This window comes from Amycolatopsis orientalis DSM 43388 (assembly GCF_000411975.1).
In the GTDB taxonomy this organism is placed as follows: domain Bacteria; phylum Actinomycetota; class Actinomycetes; order Mycobacteriales; family Pseudonocardiaceae; genus Amycolatopsis; species Amycolatopsis orientalis_D.
The window spans coordinates 1-22,098 of sequence record NZ_ASXG01000187.1 but is presented as its reverse complement, the minus strand read 5'-3'; the positions used below and the strand labels follow the sequence as shown (position 1 = coordinate 22,098).

Here is a 22,098-nt window from a genome sequence, read left to right as displayed (position 1 = left end):
GGGGCGTGGGGCACCCCGAAGCTTGATTGTGCTGACGGACGGCGGGTGCTTGTCAAGGCGGGAAAGATGCCTTGACAAGCACCCGCCGTCCGCAGTTCGGCTTCGTATCGGGGTGCGGGGGTGGGGCTGGGTGCCTCGATGGTTGGGTGCGTCGGTGCGGGTCGGGGATGGGGTGCGCGGGTGTGGGGCGTTCGCGGGTTCCGGTTGGGGGAGGGTCAGGTCGTCGGGTTCGATCCGTACGGCAGCGCAGCGTGGGCTGGACCCGGCGGCGTCGGGTAGCGCCTCGATGTGCCGTTGGGTGCGTGGGATGCGCCGCGTGGGGCATTGGGGCCATGCGTGACGGCGGGCGAGGGGTCCGTGAAGGGCTCCTTGAGGGAATCCAAGTCCGTGAAGGGGCCCCTCACGGCACGCACCGAGGTCGGCGGGCCGTGAGGGGAACCTCGCGGGAATCTGAGTCTGTCCGGGTTCCCCTCACGTACGGCCGAGCTAGCTGCGGCGGGTGCGGACGGCGGAGGCCAGGGTGTCCAGCAGAGCCTCGGTGGTGTCCCAGTCCATGCAGGCGTCGGTGATCGACTGGCCGTAGGTCAGTTCCGCCGAGCGGCCCAGCACCAGGTCCTGGCGTCCGGCGACCAGGTTGCTTTCCAGCATCAGGCCGGTGATGCCGCGTTCTCCGGCGGCGATCCGGCTCGCCAGGTCGCGGACGACCTCGGCCTGGCGGACGTGGTCCTTGCCGCTGTTGCCGTGGCTCGCGTCGATGACCACTCGCTCCGGGAGGCCGGATTTCGCCAGGCGGGCGAGGGTTTCCTCGACCGACGCCGGGTCGTGGTTCGGGCCGGCGGAGCTGCCGCGCAGGATGACGTGGCAGTCCGGGTTTCCCGAGGTCGTCACGAGGGCGGCCAGGCCGTCCACGTTGATGCCGGGGAAGACGTGCGAGGCCGCCGCGGCGCGGGTCGCGTCCACGGCTACCTGGATGTCGCCTTCGGTCGAGTTCTTGATGCCCACCGGCATGGACAGGGCGCTGCACAGTTGCCGGTGGACCTGGCTGGCCGCGGTGCGGGCGCCGATCGAGCCCCAGGTGACGATGTCCGCGATGAACTGCGGGGTGATCGGGTCCAGGAACTCGCAGCCGACCGGCAGGCCCAGCGCGGAGACGTCCAGCAGCAGCTTCCGGGCCAGGCGCAGGCCCTTGTTGACCGCGAAGGTGCCGTCCAGGTCCGGGTCGTTGATCAGGCCCTTCCAGCCCAGCGTGGTGCGCGGCTTCTCGAAGTACACGCGCATCACGATGTGCAGGTCCTCGCGCAACGCTTCGGCCTTCGCGGCCAGGCGGCGGGCGTAGTCGAGGGCGGCTTCCGGGTCGTGGACCGAGCACGGGCCGACGATCACCGCGAGCCGGTCGTCGCGGCCGTCGAGGATGTCGACCGTTTCCGTGCGGCCGGTTTGCACCACTTTGGCGACGGCGGCGTCCACCGGATGGTCTTCGCGCAGCAAAGCGGGCGAGATGAGGGGACTGACCGACGTGGTGCGGCGATTGTCCAGCGTGCTCGCGTCGGCGGGGGCGGCGACGAGGCGGGTGCTCATGAGCGGGTGGTTCCTTCCTGGTGGACACCGACCCGCGGGGGACTCGCCGAGCCGGTTCGAGATCCGGCTCGGGTGGAGGTCAGCGCAGGTTCACGCCGCCGTGCCCACCCGGGGCCGGCTTCGTAAACCAGAAATAGCGCTGCACGCCGCCACCGTAACACACCGCCCGAGCGCCCCGGCCCGGACCGGATTGGGCAGGTGGTCCGGCCTGCACCGATCCAGATGAAAGCCGCTACGCTGTCCGCGGACTGTGACTGGACTCTCCCTGCGAACAAGACGGAGGCAACAGAATGCGTGTCGGTGTGCTGACGGGGGGCGGCGACTGCCCCGGCCTGAACGCGGTCATCCGCGCGGTGGTCCGCAAGGGCGTCGAGGTGCACGGCTGGGAGTTCGTCGGCTTCCGCAACGGCTGGCAGGGCCCGCTGACCGGCGACAGCCGTCCGCTCGGCCTCGCCGACGTCGAGGACATCCTCACCCGCGGGGGCACCATCCTGCGGTCGTCGCGGACGAACCCTTACCAGGTCGACGGCGGCGTCGACCAGATCCGCAAGGTGCTCGCCGACCAGGGCGTCGACGCGCTGATCGCGATCGGCGGCGAGGACACCCTCGGCGTCGCGAAGCGGCTGACCGACGACGGCATCGGCGTCGTCGGCGTTCCCAAGACCATCGACAACGACCTCGGGGCCACCGACTACACGTTCGGCTTCGACACCGCGGTCTCCATCGCCACCGAGGCGATCGACCGGCTGCACACCACCGCCGAATCGCACCACCGCGCGCTCGTCATCGAGGTCATGGGCCGGCACGCGGGCTGGATCGCGCTCCACTCCGGCCTCGCCGGCGGCGCGAGCGTGATCCTGGTGCCGGAGCGGCACTTCTCGGTAGACCAGGTCGTGCAGTGGGTCGAGCAGCGCTTCGAGAAGGAGTACGCGCCGATCATCGTCGTGGCCGAGGGCGCGCTGCCCGAGGGCGGCGAGGAAAAGCTGCTGACCGGCGAGAAGGACGCCTTCGGGCACGTCCGGCTCGGCGGCATCGGCAACTGGCTGGCCGACGAGATCTCCGCGCGCACCGGCAAGGAATCGCGCGCGGTCGTGCTCGGCCACGTCCAGCGCGGCGGCACCCCGACCGCGTACGACCGGGTCCTCGCGACGCGCTTCGGCCTGCACGCGGTGGACGCGGTGGCCGACGGCGACTTCGGCGTGATGGTGGCGCTCAAGGGCACCGACATCGTGCGCGTGAAGCTGTCCGAGGCCACGGCCGAGCTGAAGACCGTTCCGCTGGAGCGGTACCAGGAAGCCGAAGTCTTCTTCGGCTGAGTCCCAGGTAGGGGCAACCCCACTAAGAGGCCGGGGGCGCGCGGTATTCCTTGCGCCCCCGGCTTTTTCCTAACCTCGGACCCGTGCGAATCTTCCTGGCGGGACTGACGATGCTCTCCGTGACCGCGGCTCCGCCGTCCACTGTGGACGGTGTGTGGCGGACCGACGGGTACGGGCAGCTGATCCAGGTGTCCGGCGGCAAGCTGACGACCTACGACGTCACCGAGGTCAGCTGCTTGCCCGGCACCCTTTCCGGAACTGGCGACGGCACCAGGTTTTCCACGAACGAAGGCTCGGTCGTCACCGTCCGGCCGGGCCGGATGAGTTTCGACGACAACCTTGGCGTGCGGCGGTTGCGTCGGGTCCCCGGCGGGTTGCCTCCGGCGTGCCGGACCCAGTCGACGGATTTCTTCGACGTCTTCTGGCACACCTTCGCCGAGAACTACCCGTTCTTCCGCGCGAAAGGCGTCGACTGGAAGTCCGAAGGCGACACTGCCCGCCGCGAGATCGCCGCGCATCCGGAGCGGCTCTACGCCGTCCTTTGTGGACTGATCCGTCCGCTGCACGACGCCCATGTCGGCCTGCTCGCATCAGGTCGGCATTGCTCGTCGCCCCGGCCGGGCACGCCGGATCTGAAAACGACTGCCCCGCGCGCGATCGCCGTCGCGGACGCCAATCTCGGCGCGCCGATCCGGAGGTGGGCCGACGGCGCCATTGCCTACGCCGATCTGCCCGAGGGGCGCGGATACCTGCGCATCAGCGGATTCCACGACTACGCCGACACTTTCGCCGCCAGCAGCGAGGTGCTGGCGAAGGCGCTGGACGAGATCTTCACCGCCGACCGGGTGCACGCCCTGCGCGGCCTGATTCTCGACCTGCGCGTCAACGGCGGCGGAGACGACCCGCTCGGTCTGCAGGTCGCCGCCCGGCTGACCGGCGTCCCGCATTTCGCCTATGCCAAACGCGCCCGCAACGACCCGGACGACCCGGCGAAATTCACCGTGCCGCAACCGTTCTTCGTTCAGCCCGCCGCGGCACCGCATTACTCCGGTCCGCTGACGGTCCTGACCGGCAGTCTGGACGTATCCGCAGGGGAGACCTTCCTGCAAGCACTCCTGAACCGGCAACCGAGGCCGGTCCTGATCGGACAGTCCACTCAGGGCGCGTTTTCGGACCTGCTGGAGCGGACGCTGCCGAAGCCGGGCTGGAAGGTGGCGTTGCCGAACTAGGAGTACCTCGATCCGCACGGCCGCACCTACGACGGCACCGGCATCGGCCCGGACGTCCCGGTCCCCGTTTTCGCCCCGGACGATCTCGCCGCCGGACGGGATCCGGCCCTGGCCGCCGCCCGCCGGTAGGGTGAGCGCATGGGGTCGGTCAAACAGTTCCAGGTCACTTTCGACTGCGCGGAACCCGCGCGCGTCGCCCGCTTCTGGTGCGAGGCGCTGGGGTACGTCGAGCCGCCACCGCCGGAAGGGTTCGCCGACTGGGCCGAATTCGACCGCGCGCAGCCGCCCCAAGAACAGGGCTCGTGGGCCGCGTGCGTCGACCCCACCGGTGTCGGTCCGCGGCTGTTCTTCCAGCGCGTGCCCGAGGGCCGTGTGGTGAAGAACCGGGTGCACCTGGACATCCGGGTGGGCACCGGTCTCGTCGGCGACGAGCGGCTGGCGGTCCTGGAAGCCGAGGCCGAGCGGCTGGTCGCGCTGGGCGCGTCCGTGGTGCAGGTGCTGCGGGCCGACGGCGTGAACGAGTCCTGCATTCCGATGCAGGACGTCGAGGGCAACGAATTCTGCCTGGACTGACGAAGCCGCCGTGCCGCGGACCGGCCGCGGCACGGCGACTGTCCGGTCGTCGTCAGGAAACCGAGACGTTGGACGGAGCGGTGAACGAGCCGCCCGACACCTGGTAGATCTGCGACACGGTGAGGCTGCCGCCGGCCGGGATGGTGTCCTGGCCGGTGATCACGACGTGCCCGGTGGACCCGGACGCGGTGCCCGGGTTCGTCGTCGACAGCGACTCGTTCGAGGGCAGGTCGAACGAGAGCGTCCAGCCGTTGGCCGCCGACGCGCCGCCGTTGGTGATGGTGAAGTGCGCGAAGGCGCCGAACCCGTAGTCGTAGTCGGTGGCGAACTTCGCGGTCAGCTTGCTCACCGGAGCCGTCGTGACGGTCCAGGTGAACGGCGCCTGCGCGGTCGCCCCGGCGGCATCAGTGGCCGTCACGGTGACCTTGCTGGTGCCCGCGGTGGTCGGCGTGCCGGTGATCGAGCCGGTTTTGCCGTCGATGGCCAGCCCAGCGGGGAGGCCGTCCGCCGAGTAGGTATAGGGCGAGGTGCCGCCGGAGGCGGTCACCTTCAGCGAAACCGCCTTGCCCACCACGCTGTTCTGGTCGCCCGGGTTGCTGACGCTCAGCTTGCCGTTGGTGCCGCCGCCGGGCGTGAGACCGGTGACGCCGTGCGGCGTGCCGAGGCCGGTCGGGCCGTCCCAGCCGGTGCCCGCGTTGCAGATCACCGTGCCGCAGCTGCCGTTGCTGCCCGAGGTGACGTCGTTGAAGTCGCCGGGGTGCGCGTACGGGTAGGTCGCGGCGTTGTCGCCGTCCTTCGGCGTGCCGGCGAGCGCCCAGATCCCGGCGACGATCGGGGTGGCGAGGCTGGTGCCGCCGTACTGCGACTGCTGGCCGTTGACGTAGATCGTGATGCCGCTGTTGGGGTCCGCGTCGGCGGAAATGTCCGAAGTGGCCCGATTGTCGCACGCGGTGCTGATCCCGTTCTGGAACGCGGGCTTGCTGAACTTGCTCGAACAGCCGCTGCCCGTCTTGTTCCAGGCCGTCTCCGAGTAGCCGCCGCCGGACGCGGTCAGCGTGGTGCCGCCGACCGCGACCACCTCCGGCGAGGTGGCCGGGTATTCGGCCTGGGAATCGCTTTCGCTGCCCCAGTCGCCGGTGGCGCCGAGGATCGCGACGCCCGGATGGTTGTAGTGCTGCTCGGCGTCCGACGGGATCGCGCTCTCGTGGTCGGCGTAGCTGTTCGACACGATCTTCGCGCCGAGCCGGACCGCGCTGTCGACGGCCGCCGCGAGGTCGCTGTCCTCGTTGCTGTTGCCTTCGACCAGCAGGATCTTGCAGTCCGGGCAGAGCGCGCTGACCGCGTCGACGTCGATCGCCATCTCGGTCGCCCAGCCGGAGTCGGTCTTGGACGGCAACGTGCTCGTGCCGTCCTGGCCGACCACGGTGAGGCAGCCGTTCGCCTTGGTGCAGGAGCCCAGGTTCCAGTGCGACCGGTAGTCGTTGAGGTCCTTTTCGATGCCGGGGTCGTCGAAGGCGTCGACGATCGCGACGGTGGTCCCGCCGCTTTTCATCCCGGCGACGCCGTAGGCCTTCTGCAGATCGGCCGGGCTCATCGCGCTGGCCGGGCGCGCACCCGCCGAAACCAGTTGCACGGCCTGGCATTTCGCGTAGCCGGCGGGTGCGCTGGCGCACGACGCCGGGCTCAGCTGGGGGCCGGCCTCGGCGACCGGGGTGAAGGTCGCCGCCGCCCCCGCTCCCAGGGCGAGCGCGGCGCCAGCGGCGGCCAGCCGTCTCAAGGTCGTTCCTGCACGCATCATCGCGTCCTTCCTCGTACGCCGCTGCCCGGACGACGGGCGAAAAGCGGTGCCGCCATTGGATTTCACCGAGGCGGCGCGAACCAGGAACAACCGGCACAACCGGCCGTTGTGCCGGGCGGAGGAACCCGACCTTCGGAGGGTGTTCCGCGCGTCGCGGCGAGCGACCATGGACCGGCGGGAGGTGCGGGCCATGCCGGACGGCGCGACGGAAACGTTCGACCGGACGCTGGTCCGGTTGCGTCGGGCAGCCGGGCTGACGCAGGAACAACTGGCGCAGCGCTGCGGGCTGAGCACGCGCGGGGTCGGGAATCTCGAACGCGGGCAACGGCATCCGCGGCGGGTCACCGTGCAGCTCCTCGCCGACGGTCTCGAGCTGCCCGAGGAAGACCGTGCCGAACTGCTCGCGGCGGCCCGGCGCGGCAGGCAGCGTCCGCCGGAGGATCGGGTCCCGCCGCCCCGTCCGGCCCCGGACCTCATCGGCCGCACCGAGGAACACGCCTTGCTGGACAAGCACCTTTCCGGCACGGGCAGGCCGTTTCTGGTCTTCGCGGGGCAAACCGGCATCGGCAAGACCCGGCTGCTCGCCGAAGCCGCGCGGATGGCCGAGGCGCGCGGCACGGTGGTGCTCTCGACGGCGTGCTCCCGGCACGGCGGAGAGCCGTACGCGCCGCTCTCCGAAGCGTTCGCCCGGCACGTGTCCGAACATCCCGCCGGACCGGGCCTGGCCTTCCTGCTTCCGGAACAACGGACCGCCGAACCGGCTCCGCCTCGCTGGCTGATGTTCGCCGAAGCGGCGCGCTTTCTCGACACGCTCGCGCAGCGGCGTGGCGTGCTCGTGGTCCTGGATGATCTGCAATGGGCCGGTCCGGACGGGCTCGCGCTGCTGGCCTCGCTCGTGCAGGACGTCCGGCCGGACCGGGTCCGCTTCCTCGCCGCCTATCGGGACACCGAGCTCGCCGCGGCGGAGCCGTTGGCCGACACGCTGCTCGATTTGTACCGGAAAGGGTTGCTGACGCAGCATTCGCTGGCCCCGCTCGCGGACGAGGACGCGACGATGCTGCTGCGGCACAGCGCCGGGACCGAGGTCGGGCAGTCCGCCCGCGACCGGGTCCTCCGGCTCGCCGGCGGCCTCCCGTTGTTCCTGGTCCAGCTGGGACACGTACTGGGCAGATCCGGCAAACCGCCCGCGGAACTGCCGTGGGGGCTCGCGCACGCGGTGCGCCGGCAGGTCGGTTCGCTGCCCGAGCGCACCGCTGAGGTGCTGACGCTGCTGGCGGTGGGGCAGCAGCGGATGGACCCGGACGTGCTCGCCGCGGCCGCCGGGCTGGATCCGGCCGAACTGTCCGAAGTGCTGGCTCCCGCGCACACCGCGCGCCTGCTGGACGAGAACGCGGAGGGCGTCCGGCTGACCCACGAACTGGTCGCCGAGGTGGTGAACGGGGATCTGCCGCCGAGCCGTCGGCATGTGCTGCACCGCCGGCTCGCCGAGGCACTGGGCGGTGCCGCGGCGGCCTACCACTACACGCACGCGCAGGACACCGAACGTGCCGCGCAGACTCTAAGGCACGCTGCGGAAAAAGCCAGCCGGCAAGCCGCGCACGACACCGCTGCCCAGCACTGGGGCGCGCTCGTCGATCTGCTGGACCGCACCGGTTCGCAGACTGCGGTCGCCGAAGCAGCCGAAGCCTGGGCGGACGCCCTCGCCGCGGCAGGTCGGTACGACGCCGCACTTGCCGCCGCCGAACGCGCGCTTCTGGTGTACCGCAAGGAAGGCGACGAAGAACGGCAGCGGCTGGTGATCGCTCGGATCGGCTATCTGCACTACCAGCGCGGCACTCCGCGGGAAGGCTTGGCCCGCATCGCGCCGACCCTCACCGAGGACCGCCCTGGCGGATCGGCCGTGCAGCTGCGGCTGGCTCGCGCCGCGAACCTGTACCAGAGCACGCGCTACCGAGAGTCCGTCGAGGTCTCCACCGCCGCGATCGTCGCGGCAGAAGCCGTGGCGGACGAGCACGGCCTCGCGGGCGGACACCTGCGGCGCGGCCTCGCGCTGCGCCTGCTCGGCCGCAACGAGGAAGCTCTAGCCGACCTGCACACCGCCGCCGCCACCGCGGAACTGTGCGGGGACCGGGAAATCGTCGTCCGCGCGCTGACCGGGGTCGCCGTGCTGCACCACTACCGCGGCGAACTGGCCCGCGCCGACCGGCAGTTCGACCGCATCCTCCGGCTGGCCGAAGAACTCGGAGACCGGGAACTGCTCAGCAGAGCCGTCTGCAACGTCGGCGCGAGCGCGGTCTACGTCGGCCGATGGGGCACCGCGCGACGCAGGTTCAGCCAGGCGCTGGACCTGGCAGGACACGGCCGCTCGCCCATGTGCGGCGCAATGGCCCTGATCGGCCGCGGCGCACTGTGGTCCGCCTGCGGCCGCTACGACGCTGCAGCCGAGGACCTGACGAAGGTCATCCAGTTGGGCCACGAAAGCGACAATGCCGACATCATCTGCAACGCATCCGCGCAACTGGCGGAGAACGACGTGCGGGCGGGCCGTCCCGCGCAAGGGGTGCGTCGCTTGCTCCCATTGCTTGCGCGGCAAGGGGAGCGCAGCTGGCAGATGACCGACGCGCTCCCGTTCCTCGCCGAAGCACAACTGGCATCCGGAGACCCGGTCGGTGCCAGGGAGACCGCTGCCGAGGCGGTGGCCTGCACCGAGCACATCGAACACATCCTCGCCCGCACCGATGCGTTTCGGGTGCAGGGTCTGGCTTTTCTTCGGTGCGGAGCGGTTTCCGCGGCGGAGGAGAGCATGGAGGAAGCGCGTTCGCTGGCTGAACGGATGGATTCGCCTTATCTGCTCGCGCGAGTGAGCGCGGCGCGCGCTGCCCTTTCCGACCACCGAGGAGACTCCGCTGCCGCGGGTCGGGATCGGGCGCAGGCGGAGGAGTTGTTCGCGGCTTTACGGCGGGATGCCTTGTCTTCGGATTGAGCCGACTGTCCACATTGGGCGTTCCAATGCGGAAATCCGGATGCTTCTTCGGGCTTCGGGGTTCTACCCTCGCGGGCATGGACAGCCTCCTGAACGTGGTCGACGTCGAAGCGACCTGCTGGGACAAGCAGCCTCCGCCGGGCCAAGTCAGCGAGATCGTCGAAATCGGGCTGACGGTGGTCGACCTGCGGGCGGGAGAGCGGGTGGCCAAGCACCGGATCCTGGTCCGCCCGGCCCGGTCCGAAGTGAGCCCCTTCTGCACGGAGCTGACCGGGCTGACCCAAGCCGAGGTGCGAGGCGGCTTGTCGTTTCGGGAGGCCTGCCGGGCGCTGGTGACACGGCATCGCACGGCGGAGCTGCCGTGGGCCAGTTGGGGAGATTACGACCGCAATCAGTTCGCCCGGCAATGCCGCGACAGCGGAATCGAATACCCGTTCGCGGGACGGCATACCAACGCGAAGGCCGCATTCGCCGCGGCTTACCGCTTGCGCCGCCGCCAGGGAATGGCGCAAGCCCTTGCCGTCGCGGGGCTTCCGCTCGAAGGCCGTCACCATCGCGGCGACGACGACGCGTGGAACATCGCCGCTCTGGTGCTGGAGGTCGCGAAACGTGGTGCATGGCCGCCCGATTAGCTTCGCGCGACGCCGAGGTCGGGCACGGGAACCTTGCGGGAATCAGAATCCTCACGACCGCGGTGCGGAGGCCGAGTGTCCACTATGGTCAGTCAGATCCGAGCCAGCTCGTCCAGCACCCCAGCGGCCTTCGCGATGTCGTCCGTCAACGCTCGATCCTCCAGCCGCTCGTCCAACACCGCGGCCGCGGCCGCGAAAGCTGACCGCACTGGCAGGTCCACCAGCTCCGACTTCCGGATCCGCAGCGCGCGCACCGCCGCTACCAGTTCGCAAGCCAGCACCTGCCGGTAGGCAGCCGCCGCCGCGGTGGCCGCTCGCGCGGCTTGGGTCGAGAAGCTCGCGTGGTCCTCGATCCCGCGCGACACCACCGCCGTGCCGAGCGTCGCCGGCAGTGCTGCCTGCCGCAGTTCGGTGAGCGCGTCGTGTGCCACGTACTCCAGGATCATCACCCCGGAACTCCCCGGCGGACCGACCGCGAGAAACGGCCGCAAGCCGGTGAACTCGGGTTCCACCAAGTCGCCCAGCCGAGCCACCGACAGCTCCGCGACCTGATGCACCGTCGCCCGGGCCTGGTCGAGGGCGGTCGAGACGTACGCGGTGTGGAAGTGCGCGTGGTGGTACGCATCGCCGTGCACAGTGGAGATCATCGGATTCTCCGTGCTGGCATTGATTTCCACGGCAAGCACGTCGCGCAGGTAGTGAATCGCGTCCAGCGCAGGCCCTTGCACCTGAGGAAAAGCACGCAGCCCGAAGGGATCCTGAAGCCGACGCCCCGGCTTAGGCGTGCCGTGCATGCCCAACAGCCGACGCATCTCCGCCGCGCACGCCACCTGACCGGCGTGCGGGCGTGCTTCGTGCACAGGCGTCGCGTACGCCTCGGGGTTGCCGTCGAGAGCCACGTACGTGAGCGCGGCGACGGCGTGGCTCGCGCGGGTGAGCGTGTCCAGGCTCATCGCGGCGAGTGTCGCTTCGGCGAGCGTCGCGGCGTTGCTGCTCATGAACGCCAACGCATCGCCCGCGTGCACTGGAACCGGTGGCACCGCGCCGACCGCCCACTCGCGTTCCCCGGCCAACGCGAGCGCGGTTTCCGCGAGCGGAGCGAGGTCGCCGGTGCCGATCGCGCCCAGCCGGTGCACCACCGGCAATGCTCCGGTGCGGACGGCCTCGGCGAGCGCGCCGATCAGCTGCGGGCTGATCCCGGACCGGCCGGCGAGCAACTGGTTGAGCCGGATCAGCAGCATCGCGCGGATCTGGCCGTCCGGCAGCAGTTCGCCGCTGCCGCCCGCGTGGCTGCGCAGCAGGCGAAGACCGTGTTCGGCGGGCTCGTCGACCGCGTCGTCCTTGTTCGCGCCGACGCCGGTGGTGCGGCCGTAGACCACGCGCCGGGTGCTCAGGTCCTCGGCCAGTTTCCACGAGTGCTCGGCGGCGCGCAGCGCGGCGATGGACACGTCGATCGCCAGCGGGCCTTCGGTGTGCGCCGCCGTGACCACGTCGGCGCACCGCAGGGTCCGGCCGTCCACTCGGATCACGGCGTGCTCCTCATTCGGTTTCGTCGAGCCGCTGTTCGAGCGCGTCGAGCCGGCCGGACCAGAACCGCCGGTAGGGCGCGAGCCACGCGTCCACTTCGGCCAGTGGTTCGGCGCGCAGCCGGTAGCAGCGGCGCTGCGCGGACACCCGCACGGTCACCAGCCCCGCCTCGCGCAGGACGCGCAGGTGCTTGGACACGGCGGGCTGGCTGAGCCGCAGCTCGGCCACCAGCTCGCCGACTGACCGCTCGCCCTCGAGCAGCAGGTCCAGCAGCGCGCGGCGGCGGGGTTCGGCCAGCACGTCGAAGGTCTGCATCACCCCGGAAATCTGCCTCGCGGGGCATATGCCTGTCAAGGAATGCGCGTACCGCCGAATGTCCGGTTTATGGTCTAAACCATTGACCTGGTGGTCTAGTCCACTTACGGTGCATTCGTCCCCGCCGTTACCGCTTCGTCACCGACGGTGACTCCTGAAGGGAGCAATGATGCTTCGCTTGCGCAGAAAACGCCTGCTGGCCTTGGCCGGCCTGGCGACCGCCGCGTTCGCCGCCGCGGCCGCGCTCGTCCCCGCCGCTTCGGCCGCCGCCCCGGCGAGAACCGAGGCCGCGTCCGGCAAGGTGGTCGGCTACTTCACCGACTGGGGCATCTACGACCGCAACTACCACGTGAAGAACATCGAGACGTCCGGCTCGGCGAACAAGCTCACGCACATCAACTTCGCCTTCGGCAACGTCACGAACGGCGGCTGCGCGATCGGCGACGCGTGGGCCGACTACCAGAAGACCTACGACGCGGCGGGCAGTGTCGACGGCGTCGCCGACACCTGGGACCAGCCGCTCGCGGGCAGTTTCAACCAGCTCAAGAAGCTGAAGGCCAAGCACCCCGGGCTGAAGGTCATCTGGTCGTTCGGCGGCTGGACCTGGTCCGGCGGCTTCGGCCAGGCCGCGAAGAACCCGGAAGCCTTCGCCGATTCCTGCTACAACCTCGTCAACGACAAGCGCTGGGCCGGGCTGTTCGACGGCATCGACCTCGACTGGGAGTACCCGAACGCGTGCGGTCTCACCTGTGACACGAGCGGTCCCGACGCGCTGAAGAAGCTGCTCGCGGCGGTACGGGCGAAGTTCGGCTCGTCGAAGCTGGTCACCGCCGCGATCAGCGCGGACGGCAGCAACGGCGGCAAGCTCGACCTCGCCGATTACGCGGGCGCGGCGCAGTACGTCGACTGGTACAACGTGATGACGTACGACTTCTTCGGCGCCTGGGCCGCGCAAGGCCCGACCGCCCCGCACTCGCCGCTGACGTCGTACAACGGCTTGCCGACGCCCGGCTTCTACTCGGACGCGGCCATCCAGAAGCTGAAGAGCAAGGGCGTCCCGGCGTCGAAACTGTTGCTGGGCATCGGTTTCTACGGCCGAGGCTGGACCGGCGTGACGCAGAGCGCGCCCGGCGGCACCGCGACCGGGCCGGCGCCAGGCAAGTACGAGCAGGGCATCGAGGACTACAAGATTCTCAAGACCAGCTGCCCGGCCACCGGAACCGTCGCGGGCACCGCATACGCCAAGTGCGGTTCCAACTGGTGGAGCTACGACACCCCGTCGACCATCGCGGGCAAGACGGCGTACGCGAGGTCGCAGGGCCTCGGCGGCACCTTCTTCTGGGAGCTGTCCGGCGACACCGCGAACGGCGAGCTGATCACCGCACTCGCCAAGTGAGCGCAACCGGGGCGCCGATTTTGTCGGTGCCCCGGCTGCTAATCCGACCAAAAGCAGGCCGACCCCTACCTGGCGCGTAACCGTTGCTGCGAAAGCCATGAGGCCGTGACTGTGGTCGGATTAGCAGCGATCGGCACAGTATCGTGCTGCGGGTGAAGTTCAGCGGATTCGGGGAGCACGCCGTCGAGTTCTACGACGGGCTGCTCGCGGACAACACCAAGGCCTACTGGGACGACCACGTGGCGATCTACCGGGAGCACGTCCGGGCTCCGATGGAGGCGCTGCTGGCCGAGCTGGAGCCCGAGTTCGGCGCGGGCTTCGGCGAGGCGAAGGTGTTCCGGCCGTATCGCGACGTCCGGTTCGCCAAGGACAAGACGCCGTACAAGACCCACTGCGGCGGCGTGATCGAGGCCGGCCGCGGCGGGGGAGCGTATTACGTCGAGGTCGGCCCGGCCGGGCTGCGCGTCGGCGGCGGCTGCTTCCATCTGGCTTCGGACCAGCTGGCCCGGTACCGCGCGGCGGTCGACACCGAACTGCACGGACCCGCGCTGGAGAAGATCCTGGCGAGCCTGCGCAAGGCGGGCTGGGAAATTCTCGGTGACCGGCTGAAGTCCAAACCGCGCGGGTTCGCCGAGGACCATCCGCGGCTCGACCTGCTCCGGCACCGCTCGGTGTACGCCGTGCGCACGTGGGAGCCGGACGACTTCCTGCACGAGCGCGAGGCGCTCGACCGGGTCCGGAAATCGTGGCGCCAGCTGCGGAAGTTCAACGAATGGGCCCGCGACCACGTCGGGCCGAGCGAGCAGCCGCGGCGCTGAGAAGGGCATCCCCCGTACGGGTGGTCCGGGCCGCTCCGCGCGGCCGGTCGCCGGTGCCCGGAGCTGAATCCTTCCCGTGTTCCGCGGCCGGAGTTTCGGGATCGGTACAGACGCGAGCGCCCCGAGCGACTAGGCTCTCCGGACGTGAGCCGACGCGCGAAGATCGTTTGTACATTGGGTCCCGCGACCTCCACCCCGGAGAAGATGCGGGCACTCGTCGACGCCGGGATGGACGTCGCGAGGATGAACTTCAGCCACGGCAGCCACAGCGACCACAAGCAGGTCTACGACCTGGTCCGGTCCGCGGCCGCCGAAAGTGGCCGGGCGGTGGGGATCCTCGCCGACCTGCAGGGACCGAAGATCCGGCTGGGCACGTTCGCCAGCGGATCGGCGGAATGGCACACCGGGGACGTCGTCCGGATCACCGTCGAGGACGTCGCCGGCACCCACGACCGGGTCTCCACCACCTACAAGGGCCTCGCCAAGGACGCCAAGCCGGGCGACCGGCTGCTGGTCGACGACGGCAAGGTCGGCCTGGTGGTCAAGGAGGTCGACGGCCCGGACGTCGTGTGCGAGGTGACCGAGGGCGGCCCGGTCAGCAACAACAAGGGCGTGTCGCTGCCCGGGATGGACGTCTCGGTGCCCGCGCTGTCCGACAAGGACATCGAGGACCTGGAGTTCGCGCTGCAGCTGGGCGTCGACTTCGTCGCGCTGTCGTTCGTGCGCTCGCCGGCTGACATCGACCTCGTGCACCAGGTCATGGACCGGGTCGGCAAGGGACGGCTGCCGGTCGTCGCGAAGATCGAGAAGCCCGAGGCGGTCTACAACCTCGAGGCCATCGTGCTGGCCTTCGACGCGGTGATGGTCGCCCGCGGCGATCTCGGCGTCGAGCTGCCGCTCGAGCAGGTCCCGCTGGTGCAGAAGCGCGCCATCCAGATCTGCCGCGAGAACGCGAAGCCGGTCATCGTCGCCACGCAGATGCTGGAGTCGATGATCAGCAACTCCCGCCCGACCCGCGCCGAGGCCTCCGACGTCGCGAACGCGGTCCTCGACGGCGCGGACGCGGTGATGCTGTCCGGCGAGACGAGCGTCGGCCGGTACCCGATCGAGACGGTCCAGACCATGGGCCGGATCGTCGAGGCCGTCGAGACGGATTCGCCGGTCGTGCCGCCGCTGTCGCACGTGCCGCGCACCAAGCGCGGCGTGATCTCCTACGCCGCCCGCGACATCGGCGAGCGGCTCAACGCCAAGGCGCTGGTCGCGTTCACGCAGTCCGGCGACACCGTGCGGCGCCTCGCCCGGCTGCACACGCGGCTGCCGCTGATGGCGTTCACGCCGGAGCAGAGCGTCCGCAGCCAGCTGGCGCTGACCTGGGGCACCACGACGCAGATCGTGCCGCGCGTGGACTCCACCGACCAGATGATCCAGCAGGTCGACCACGCGATGCTCGAAATGGGCAAGTACCAGCGCGGCGACCTCGTGGTGATCGTCGCCGGCTCCCCGCCCGGGACCGTCGGGTCGACCAACCTGATCCACGTCCACCGGCTCGGAGAAGACGACCACGCATAAGGGACGCGCCGGAACCCTTGTTGCATAGGCTCCGCCTTCCTCCCCTCCGCCACCCTCAACGGAGGCGCTGCGCGCCACTGTAAATTTTTGGCATGACTGAGATGGCCAGGGAAGCCGCCACCGAACTCGACACGAGCCGCGGTGGCGGCGGGCAGCCGGTGCTGGACAAGCTCGTCGCGCTGCTCGACCTGGAGAAGATCGAGGAGAACATCTACCGCGGCGTCTCGCCCGCCCACTCGTCGGTGCGGGTGTTCGGCGGGCAGGTCGCCGGGCAGGCGCTCGTCGCGGCGGGCCGGACCGTGCCGGAGGAGCGGCGGGTCCATTCGCTGCACGCGTACTTCATCCGCGGCGGCGACCCGAGCGTCCCGATCGTGTACGAAGTGGACCGGATCCGCGACGGCCGCTCGTTCACCACCCGGCGCGTGGTCGCGGTCCAGCACGGCAAGGCGATTTTCTCGCTGTCCGCGTCGTTCCAGAAGGACGAGCCGGGCATCGACCACGCCGAGACGATGCCGGACGTGCCCGCCCCGGAGTCACTGCCGACGTTCCCCGAGCTGACGGCGGGCTACGGCCTGCGGTTCAGCGAGGTCCCGCGGCCGATCGACATCCGCTACATCGGCGAGCCCCCGTGGGTCACCCGCACCACCGGCGAACGCCCCGCGCACCACCGCGTCTGGATGCGGGCCGACGGCACCCTGGCCGACAACCAGCTGCTGCACGTCTGCGTGCTCACCTACGCCTCGGACATGACGCTGCTCGACTCGGTGCTCGCGCGGCACGGCGTGTACTGGGACGTCGACAAGGTGCTCGGCGCGAGCCTCGACCACGCGCTGTGGTTCCACCGTCCATTCCGGGCGGACGAGTGGTTCCTCTACGACAGCACGTCGCCCAGCGCCTCGGGCGCGCGCGGGCTGGCCACCGGACGGTTCTTCACCCGGGACGGGCTGCACGTCGCCACCGTGGTCCAAGAAGGACTGCTGCGGGTCCGGTAAGGACGACTGGCCCGCCGATGACCACTCAGAGTGGCTGTCTGCCAGGAAATCGTCGGAAACCGTCACACTCTCGTGGCGAAATTGCGCGGAAAAACCCGTCTGAGTAATACCGCGAAGCAAAGGAAGGTGCCCGGGACCGGTCGGGGGGCGGCCCCGGACACCGTGGTCGCCCGCTTTCTCGCGGTGTCCGCGAATAGCCGGGGACGGCCGTCGTCTACGCTGCTCAGGGCCGTCGGCGCGGCTGGATTCGCGTGTCGGCCCGCAGGATGCCAGAGTACAAGCGCACTCTGCACAATGCAGGTCGGAACCAGCGACGGTCGGCTCCCTCCGCGACAGCGGGAATTCGCCGGTGTTATTAGTCCACTGACAAGTCGATCACCTGGTTAGATATGCAGTGCGGGCAACAATACGGACCGGAGGTGCTGCCGTGGCGAGAGGCCAGGGACCGACCGTTCGCCGCCGGCGCCTCGCGAGCGAGCTGCGGAGGCTGCGCGAAGCGGCTGATCTCACCATCGACGAGGTCGGCGAGAAGCTGGAGTGCTCAGCGTCCAAAGTGAGCCGCATCGAGACCGGCCACGTCGGCGTCACCCCGCGCGACGCGAGGGACATGCTCGCGCTGTACGGCATCACCGGCGACGAGCAGGAAGCGCTCGTCCAACTGGCCCGCGAAGCACGCAAACGCGGCTGGTGGCACGCGTACAACGAAGTCTTCACCGGCACCTTCGTCGGCCTCGAAGCCGACGCCAGCTCGCTGCGCGCGTTCCAGGCGCTGCTGGTCCCGGGCTTGCTGCAGACCGAGCGCTACGCGTTCTCGGTGATCCGCGCGCTGCGTCCGGACGCCGAGGAGGCCGAGACCCGCCGCCGGGTCGCCGCGCGGATGGCGCGTCAGCAGCTGCTGACCGACGACCCGCCGGTCGAATACTGGGCGGTGATCGACGAGGCGGTGCTGCACCGCGTGGTCGACAGCCCCGAGGTGATGGCCGAGCAGCTGTACCGGATCACCGCGATGGCCGAGAAGCCGAACGTGACCGTCCAGGTGGTGCCGTTCGGCGCCGGGGCGCATCCCGGCATGGAGGGGCCGTTCCTCATCATGGGCTTCCCCGAGCAGGCCGATCCCGACGTGGTCTACGTCGACGACAGCACTTCCAGCGGCCTGTACCTCGAACAGCCCGACGACGTCCGGCGCTACGCGCTGATGTTCGACCACCTGCGCGCAGCAGCGCTCAAACCGGACGATTCGGTGGCACTGATCACCGACGCGGCCGGCCGGTTCGCCGAACAGGCCGCCGCGGTTCAGGAACCGAGGAACACCAACCCGAGACAGTGAGGATGTGGGGACCATGATGGCCGACCTTTCCGGGGCCCAGTGGCGCAAGAGCAGCTACAGCGGCGGCGGCAACGACTGCGTCGAGGTCGCCTTCGTCGCCGGCGGCGCCGCGGTGCGCGACTCCAAAGACCCCGAGGGCGGAGCCTTCCGCCTGCCCGCCGCCGGCTGGCGGGCACTGCTGGACGCGGTGCGTGCCGACGGCCGGGGACAGGCTTGATCCGTTCGCTCGACTGATCGTCGCACTGAGACCCCTTACCCCGCTCGACCTGGACATCTCCAGGCGAGACCGAGGGTAAGGGGTCTTTTCGCGTCCGGAGTGGGCGATCACCTGATGTCCGGGGCGGCCCCTCAGCACGAAAGTGGACGTCGACAGAGAACGACGACCCGCTGGGGAGAAGACGATGAGCGACTACAACTGGGACGCGACCCGCGCCGAGGTGGACTACCGGATGGCCGAACTGCGCCGCGCCGCCCGCCACGCCCGCCTGAGCCGGGGCAACCGGGTCGTCCGCTGGGTGCGGGCGCACCGCCTCACGAACGTCGAGGTGCCCCGCCAGGAAAGGCGCACGGCGACGGTGCCGGAGGCCAGGGCGCGACATAGCGCTTGAGCCCCGGTCCCCTTGCGCCGCACAGGTGCCGGGGACGGTAAGGGGGTCGGGCGGGGCGGCGGAGCCGGGGTTCCGGTTCGGCCGCCCCGCCCGCCGGATCTCTTCCGGACCGGAGCTGCGTCGCCAGTCCGCGGGCGCGGATCCGCGCGGTGGGTTCCCTTCCTGGACTTGCCGGAGCGAGCCCGCCACGCCGCCCAGCCCGGCTCCGGAGCGGTGCGGGACGTCGTTCGTCCGCCGATCGGACGGAGATCACTGGCCGGACCGGCCGCCACGAGGAAATCCATGTCGGAACTGTCGGGGGTGTAGGCGAGAATGCATCTCGTGCCTCGTCTCGGTTCCGGTATCCCGCTCGTCGCCCGCACGCAGGAGATGCGTCGGCTGCGCGCGGCCTTCGCGCGCGCTGAACGCGGGGAAGCCGGGGCGGTGCTGATCGCGGGCGACGCCGGGGTCGGCAAAACCCGGCTGCTCACCGCGCTCGGGGAGCATGTCGCCGGCTGCGGCGGGCTCGTGCTCACCGGCCGGTGCATCGACGTGCGCGACGGCGGTCTGCCCTACCTGCCGTTCGCCGAGGCGCTGGCTCCGCTCGGGTCGTCCGCCGATCCCGCGGTTTCGGCCGCGGTGCGGGCGCGGTCCGCGCTCGGGATGCTGCTGCCGCAGGGCGATCCGCGGCCCGCGGCCACCGGCGACCACGGGCAGGTCTCGGAAGGGGAGCGCGAGGGCGTCCGCCGGGTGCGGCCCGAGCAGGACCTGGGTCAGCTGCAGCTGTTCGACGCGGTGCTGGGGGTGCTGACCGAGGTCGGCCAGGCGCAGCCGGTGGTCCTGCTGCTCGAAGACCTGCACTGGGCGGATTCCTCCACCCGCAACCTGCTGTCCTTCCTGCTCAGCCGGCTGCGCGCGCAGCGGCTGCTGGTGGTCGGCAGCTATCGCGAGGAGGACGTCCACCGCAGGCATCCGCTGCGCGGTCTGCTGTCCGAACTGGTCCGGCTGAACACGGTGGAACAGCTCACGCTGGCCCCGTTCGGGCCGGCCGACGCGCGGGCGTTCGTCGCGGCGCTGGCCGAGGAACCGCTGCCGCCGGACGTGGTCGCGGACATCGCCGAAAGATCCGAGGGCAATCCGTTCTTCGTCGAGGAGCTCCTCGCCACCGGCGCCGACTGCCGAGACCTTCCCGCCGGGCTCGCCGAAGTCCTCCTCGCCCGGCTCGAACGCTTCCCGGCCGAGACGCGCCGGGTGCTGCGCGTCATCTCGGTCGCCAACGAATCCGTGTCGCACGCCGCTCTCGCGCAGGTGGCGGGCCTCGGCGACCTGGAGCTGGACGAGGCGCTGCGCGAAGCCGTGCAGCACCACATCCTGGTGATCGAGAACGGTTTCTACACGTTCCGGCACGCCCTGCTGCAGGAAGCGGTCTACGCGGACCTGCTTCCCGGCGAGCGCACCCGGATGCACGCCGGATACGCCGCGCGGATCAAGTCGATGCCGCAGGGCCGCGGCCACGACGCGAAGCTCGCCTTCCACAGCCTGGAGAGCCGGGACTTCGACACTGCGCTGCCGGCGTTGCTGCGCGCTGCCGACGAGGCCGAAAAACTCGGCGCACCCGGCGCCGCGCTGCGGCACATCGAACAAGCACAGTCCATTTGGGACGCGGTGGCGCCGGAGAACCGTCCGGAGGGCATCGACGAACTGAAGCTGCTCAGCGGAGCGTCGTACTTCGCCGGCACTTCGGGCGAGCCGGAGCGCGCGGTGGCGTACGCGCGGTCAGCGACCGAAGCGCTCAAGCCGGACGCGTCGCCCGAGCACGCGGCGAAAGTCTGGCGCCGGCTGGCCGAAACGCTGCTCACGTTGGAGGGCACGTTCGACGAGGCGGTCCGGGCGATCGAGCGTGCTTGGGAACTGGTCGCCGATCGGGAACCGAGCGGTGCGCGGGCCTGGGTGCTGGCCTCGCGGGCCGGGTTCCAGCGGCTGCTCGACCGGCCAGCCGAGGCGTTGGCCAGCGCGCACACCGCGGTCGCCGACGCGCGGGCCGTCGGGGCGGTCGGTGCGGAGGCATCGGCGCTGGTCACGCTGGGCACGTTGGCCGATGGCGCGGGCGATCCGGTCGAAGCCCGCAAGTGGTTGCGCGAGGCGGAAGGCAAGGCGCACAAGGCGGGTGCCTTGAACGTCGAGATCCGCGCGATGTACTTCCTCGCCCTGAGCTACGACGACCAGGCGGAGATGGAGCTGGCGCTCGCCCACGCCGTGCGCGGGGTCGAGCGGGCTGAGGCGGTCGGGCTGACTTGGAGCACATACGGGCTGGAGTTGCGCGCCCGGCTGCTCTATTTGCGGTACCTGAGCGGAGACTGGCCGAAGGAGGACGCCGCGGGCCGAGCACGGCGGGGCGTGTCCAGTGCGGTCGCGGCGCGGATTCTGGCCAATTGGGTGCTGTTCCTGGTGGGCCGAGGCCGGTTCGAGGACGCGGCCAAGGCGTTGCCGGGGCTGCGGCAGCAGTGGATGGCGGACCTGCAGATCGCGTTGGCTTCGGGGGATGCCGCCATCGAGCTGGCTGCGTGGCGCGGGGACCATGCCGAGGCGTTGCGGATCACCGACGAATTGGTGTCTTGGCTGGAGAAGGTCGAGACTGCGCTGCTGGGCGGGATCCGGATTGTGGCGCTGGCGATTCCGTCTGCTGCCGCGTTGGCCGCGGAGGCCCGGGCCCGGGGCGACCAAGCCGCGGCGGAGGGGTTCGTGGCCGCTGGGCGGCGGCTTGTGGAGCATGGACGGCGTTGTGCGGCGGAGGGGCATCCCCGCTCCGGGACCATGGGGCCGGAGGGGCGGGCCTGGCTGGCGCGGATGGAGGCCGCCGCGTCCGGGCTCGAAGGCCCGGCGGATCCGGAGCTGTGGGCGGAGGCGGCTGAGGCCTACTCCTATGGCGCGGTCTACGAACAGGCCGTGTGCCGGTGGCGGCAGGCGGAGGCGTTGCTGGCCAACGGGCGAGCCGGGGCGGCGGAAGCGCTCGAGGCGGCGCACTCGGTGGCGGTGAAACTGGACGCGGTTCCGTTGCGGGACGCGGTGCGGGATCTGGCGCATCGGGCTCGGGTCGAGCTGGCCGGGGTCGAGGTCGTGCCGGTTCGGGCGCAGGTGAATCCGTTGACTGAGCGGGAGCGGGATGTGCTCGAACGGGTCGCGCTGGGGAGGACTAATCGGCAGGTGGGGGAGGAGTTGTACATCAGCGAGAAGACGGTGAGCGTGCATCTTTCCCGGGTGATGGCGAAGCTGGGGGCCAGCCGGAGGGCGGAGGCGGTGGCGATCGCTTATGACCGGGGGTTGCTTAGTGGTTCTGAGTGAGGGGGCTTGGGGCGGCTCGTCGCCCTGGCGGGCGACATTGCGCCTCGTCGCTGGCGTGGGGCACCCCGAAGTTTGATTGTGCTGACGGGCGGTGGGTGCTTGTCAAGGCGGGAAAG

17 protein-coding genes are annotated in these 22,098 nt (G+C 70.4%); 13 read left to right on the top strand and 4 right to left on the bottom strand.

Annotated elements, in window-relative coordinates; all coding sequences use genetic code 11:
• Nucleotides 1–486: 486 nt before the first annotated feature.
• Complete coding sequence (locus L942_RS38550; protein ID WP_037369920.1) at nucleotides 487–1,578, bottom strand: 3-deoxy-7-phosphoheptulonate synthase; 1,092 nt, start codon at nucleotides 1,576–1,578, stop codon at nucleotides 487–489.
• 290 nt (nucleotides 1,579–1,868) lie between these two features.
• Here L942_RS38550 and L942_RS38545 point away from each other — a divergent pair, with 290 nt between their 5' ends.
• The 3 genes from L942_RS38545 (at nucleotide 1,869) to L942_RS38535 (ending at nucleotide 4,696) form a co-directional block, all read left to right on the top strand.
• The gene (locus L942_RS38545) at nucleotides 1,869–2,894 is read left to right on the top strand and encodes a 6-phosphofructokinase (protein ID WP_037369918.1); all 1,026 of its coding nucleotides are present in this window, start codon (nucleotides 1,869–1,871) and stop codon (nucleotides 2,892–2,894) included.
• A gap of 83 nt (nucleotides 2,895–2,977) precedes the next feature.
• Nucleotides 2,978–4,123: a S41 family peptidase gene (locus tag L942_RS38540; RefSeq protein ID WP_200863060.1), complete on the top strand. Its 1,146-nt coding sequence runs from the start codon at nucleotides 2,978–2,980 to the stop codon at nucleotides 4,121–4,123.
• Nucleotides 4,124–4,261: 138 nt separating this feature from the next.
• Nucleotides 4,262–4,696, top strand: a complete 435-nt coding sequence (locus L942_RS38535) for a VOC family protein (protein ID WP_037369916.1) — start codon at nucleotides 4,262–4,264, stop codon at nucleotides 4,694–4,696.
• A 52-nt stretch (nucleotides 4,697–4,748) separates the two neighbouring features.
• On the opposite strand, the gene L942_RS38530 is transcribed toward L942_RS38535, so the two are convergent.
• The gene (locus L942_RS38530; protein ID WP_051166536.1) at nucleotides 4,749–6,494 is read right to left on the bottom strand and encodes a putative Ig domain-containing protein; all 1,746 of its coding nucleotides are present in this window, start codon (nucleotides 6,492–6,494) and stop codon (nucleotides 4,749–4,751) included.
• A 166-nt stretch (nucleotides 6,495–6,660) separates the two neighbouring features.
• Here L942_RS38530 and L942_RS38525 point away from each other — a divergent pair, with 166 nt between their 5' ends.
• Together L942_RS38525 and L942_RS38520 are read left to right on the top strand one after the other, a co-directional pair.
• Nucleotides 6,661–9,477 carry an ATP-binding protein gene (locus tag L942_RS38525; protein ID WP_158684601.1) on the top strand — a complete coding sequence of 939 codons (2,817 nt, stop codon included), beginning with the start codon at nucleotides 6,661–6,663 and terminating at the stop codon, nucleotides 9,475–9,477.
• Nucleotides 9,478–9,554: 77 nt separating this feature from the next.
• Nucleotides 9,555–10,109, top strand: coding sequence for a 3'-5' exonuclease (locus L942_RS38520; RefSeq protein ID WP_037369910.1), 555 nt, complete (start codon nucleotides 9,555–9,557; stop codon nucleotides 10,107–10,109).
• A gap of 92 nt (nucleotides 10,110–10,201) precedes the next feature.
• On the opposite strand, the gene L942_RS38515 is transcribed toward L942_RS38520, so the two are convergent.
• Both L942_RS38515 and L942_RS38510 read right to left on the bottom strand, forming a co-directional pair.
• Nucleotides 10,202–11,638: an aromatic amino acid ammonia-lyase gene (locus L942_RS38515; RefSeq protein WP_037369907.1), complete on the bottom strand. Its 1,437-nt coding sequence runs from the start codon at nucleotides 11,636–11,638 to the stop codon at nucleotides 10,202–10,204.
• 10 nt (nucleotides 11,639–11,648) lie between these two features.
• The gene (locus L942_RS38510; protein WP_326929388.1) at nucleotides 11,649–11,951 is read right to left on the bottom strand and encodes an ArsR/SmtB family transcription factor; all 303 of its coding nucleotides are present in this window, start codon (nucleotides 11,949–11,951) and stop codon (nucleotides 11,649–11,651) included.
• A gap of 169 nt (nucleotides 11,952–12,120) precedes the next feature.
• On the opposite strand from L942_RS38510, the gene L942_RS38505 reads away from it, so the two are divergent.
• The 8 genes from L942_RS38505 to L942_RS38470 all read left to right on the top strand — a co-directional run bounded on the left by L942_RS38505 (nucleotide 12,121) and on the right by L942_RS38470 (nucleotide 21,982).
• The gene (locus L942_RS38505; RefSeq protein ID WP_037369925.1) at nucleotides 12,121–13,347 is read left to right on the top strand and encodes a glycoside hydrolase family 18 protein; all 1,227 of its coding nucleotides are present in this window, start codon (nucleotides 12,121–12,123) and stop codon (nucleotides 13,345–13,347) included.
• Nucleotides 13,348–13,499: 152 nt separating this feature from the next.
• Nucleotides 13,500–14,165: a DUF2461 domain-containing protein gene (locus L942_RS38500; RefSeq protein ID WP_037369923.1), complete on the top strand. Its 666-nt coding sequence runs from the start codon at nucleotides 13,500–13,502 to the stop codon at nucleotides 14,163–14,165.
• A gap of 144 nt (nucleotides 14,166–14,309) precedes the next feature.
• Nucleotides 14,310–15,734 (top strand): pyruvate kinase, encoded by a 1,425-nt coding sequence (gene pyk / locus L942_RS38495; RefSeq protein ID WP_037369900.1) that lies wholly within the window; start codon nucleotides 14,310–14,312, stop codon nucleotides 15,732–15,734.
• A 92-nt stretch (nucleotides 15,735–15,826) separates the two neighbouring features.
• Nucleotides 15,827–16,726, top strand: coding sequence for an acyl-CoA thioesterase II (tesB, locus tag L942_RS38490; protein WP_037369897.1), 900 nt, complete (start codon nucleotides 15,827–15,829; stop codon nucleotides 16,724–16,726).
• Nucleotides 16,727–17,153: 427 nt separating this feature from the next.
• On the top strand, nucleotides 17,154–18,053 hold the full coding sequence (locus L942_RS38485) for a helix-turn-helix domain-containing protein (protein WP_037369894.1): 900 nt from the start codon (nucleotides 17,154–17,156) through the stop codon (nucleotides 18,051–18,053).
• A gap of 13 nt (nucleotides 18,054–18,066) precedes the next feature.
• Nucleotides 18,067–18,270: a DUF397 domain-containing protein gene (locus tag L942_RS38480; protein ID WP_037369891.1), complete on the top strand. Its 204-nt coding sequence runs from the start codon at nucleotides 18,067–18,069 to the stop codon at nucleotides 18,268–18,270.
• 184 nt (nucleotides 18,271–18,454) lie between these two features.
• Nucleotides 18,455–18,661, top strand: a complete 207-nt coding sequence (locus L942_RS38475; RefSeq protein WP_051166535.1) for a hypothetical protein — start codon at nucleotides 18,455–18,457, stop codon at nucleotides 18,659–18,661.
• A 312-nt stretch (nucleotides 18,662–18,973) separates the two neighbouring features.
• Nucleotides 18,974–21,982 carry a helix-turn-helix transcriptional regulator gene (locus tag L942_RS38470; protein WP_037369886.1) on the top strand — a complete coding sequence of 1,003 codons (3,009 nt, stop codon included), beginning with the start codon at nucleotides 18,974–18,976 and terminating at the stop codon, nucleotides 21,980–21,982.
• The last annotated feature ends 116 nt before the right edge of the window (nucleotides 21,983–22,098 follow it).